Annotated in this window: 1 protein-coding gene; it reads right to left on the reverse strand. The window is 71.6% G+C overall.

Annotated features, from left to right (window positions below; translation table 11 throughout):
* On the reverse strand, positions 1-2530 hold a 2530-nt coding region (locus ACFVIM_RS34565; RefSeq protein ID WP_384310195.1), incomplete at both ends, for a beta-ketoacyl synthase N-terminal-like domain-containing protein.

The following is a 2530-nucleotide window of genomic DNA, read 5'->3' on the forward strand; positions in this document are numbered from 1 at the left end:
CAAACGCCCCCGCGAACACCGGAAACACCCCATACAACTCCCGACCCATCCCCAACCGCTGCGCACCCTGCCCCGTAAACAGGAACGCCACCCTGCCACCAGGGTCCTTGACGCCCTGGATCAGGTTCGCGGTCTCCTCGCCCGCCGCGAGTGCGCGCAGCGACTCGATGAACGCGGCGCGGTCGTCCGCGACGACGACCGCGCGGTCCTCCAGCGCCGTGCGCGTGGTCGCGAGCGCGTACGCGATATCGGCGGTGTCCAGCTCAGGGCGTGCCTCGATATGCGCCAGTAGACGGGCGGCCTGGGCACGCAGCGCCGGATGGCCGCTGCCCGAGAGCACCCAGGGCAGCGCGCCCGCCACCGGATCCGCCGGGCTCTCGGCAGGCGCTTCCTCCGCTACCGGGGCCTGCTCGACAATGACGTGCGCGTTGGTCCCGCTCACACCGAACGACGACACACCCGCACGACGGGGACGGTCCGTCTCCGGCCAGGCACGCTCCTCCGTCAGCAGCGACACCGCACCCGAACCCCAGTCGACATGCCGGGACGGTTCGTCCACATGAAGCGTCCTGGGCAGAACGCCATGCTCCATCGCCAGCACCATCTTGATCACACCACCGACGCCCGCCGCAGCCTGCGCATGACCGATGTTGGACTTCAGCGACCCCAGCCACAACGGCTCCCCGTCCCCACGCCCCTGACCATAGGTGGCCAGCAGCGCCTCAGCCTCGATCGGATCGCCCAGCCGCGTCCCCGTCCCATGCGCCTCCACCGCGTCCACCTCGGCGGCCGACAGACCCGCCTGCGCCAGCGCCTGCCGGATGACGCGCTCCTGGGAGGGGCCGTTGGGAGCGGTGAGCCCATTGCTCGCGCCGTCCTGGTTGGTCGCCGTACCGCGCACGAGTGCGAGGACCCGGTGCCCGTTGCGCCGCGCGTCGGAAAGCCGCTCCAGGAGGAGGACGCCGACGCCCTCCGCCCAGCCGGTTCCGTCCGCGGTATCGGAGAACGCCTTGCAACGCCCGTCCGTGGCGAGTCCCCGCTGACGGCTGAATTCCACGAACGTACCGGGCGACGACATGACCGTCACACCACCGGCGATGGCCAGCGAGCATTCGCCGCCGCGCAGCGACTGGGCCGCCATATGCAGGGCGACCAGCGACGACGAGCACGCCGTGTCCACCGTCACCGCCGGACCCTCAAGACCCAGCGTGTACGCGACGCGGCCCGACACCACGCTCGCGGCGGTGCCCGTGAGGAGATAGCCCTCGAAGCCCGCGGGTGCCTCGCTCATACGCGGCCCGTAGCTGTCCTGCGAGGCCACGCCGATGAAGACGCCGGTCTGACCGCCGTGTGCCGAAGCGGGGTCGATCCGCGCCCGTTCGAACACCTCCCAGGAGGTCTCCAGCAGCAGCCGCTGCTGCGGGTCCATCGCCTGTGCCTCACGCGGCGAGATACCGAAGAACCCCGCGTCGAACTCCGCCGCACCGTGCAGGAATCCGCCTTCGCGCACATAGGACGTGCCGACCTGATCCGGGTCGGCGTCGTAGAGGGCGGCCACGTCCCAGCCGCGGTCCGTCGGGAAGGGTGACAGGGCGTCGCCCCCGGTGGACACCAGCCGCCACAGCTCCTCCGGCGTGCTGACGCCTCCGGGGAACCGGCAGGCCATGGAGACGATCGCGATCGGGTCGTCGTCAAGGGGCACTGACGGGCGTACCGCCGGGACCGCCGCGGCGCCCTCCGGGCCGGCACCGATCACCTCGCTCAGGAGATGCCGTGCCAGCGCGTCAGGTGAAGGGTGGTTGAAGACGAGGGTCGTCGGCATACGCAGGCCGGTGACCGTGTTCAGACGGTTGCGGAGCTCGACCGCGGTCAACGAGTCGAATCCCATGTCCTTGAAGGGACGACTCGCGTCCACGGCCTCGGCCGACGCGTGGCCCAGCACGGACGCGGCTTGCGCCGTGACGAGCTCCACGAGTTCACGCTTGCGCTCCGCCTCGGTCAGCCCGGCCAGGCGCTGGGCGAGAGCGGACGAGCCGCCCACCGTGTCAGGGGCGTCGCCGGACGCGCTGGTGGCGCTCCGCGGCAGCGCCTGGACGTCGGGGAGGTCGCCGATCAGAGGGCTGGGACGGGAGGCGGTGAGGGTGGGAGCGTAGCGCTCCCAGTCCACGTCCGCCACGGTCAGGGCCGCCTCACCACTGCCCACGGCCTCCGCCAGCGCCGCCAGCGCCAGCCCCGGATCCATGGCGAGAAGGCCGCGCCTGCGCAGTTGGGCGCTGACCTCGCCGCCCGCCACTCCTCCGGCGTTCCAGGGGCCCCAGGCGATGGAGGTCGCGGGAAGGCCGAGCTGCCTGCGCCGCTGGGCGATGGCGTCCACCTGCGCGTTGGCCGCGGCGAGGCTGCTCTGTCCAGCGCTGCCGAAGGTGCCCACGACCGACGAGAAGAGGACGAAGGCGTCGAGTCCACGGTCACGGGTCAGCTCGTCCAGAATGCCGGCCGAGACCGCCTTCGCCGCGATGACACGATCCACCCG

This window comes from Streptomyces sp. NPDC057638 (assembly GCF_042800315.1).
Lineage (GTDB): Bacteria > Actinomycetota > Actinomycetes > Streptomycetales > Streptomycetaceae > Streptomyces.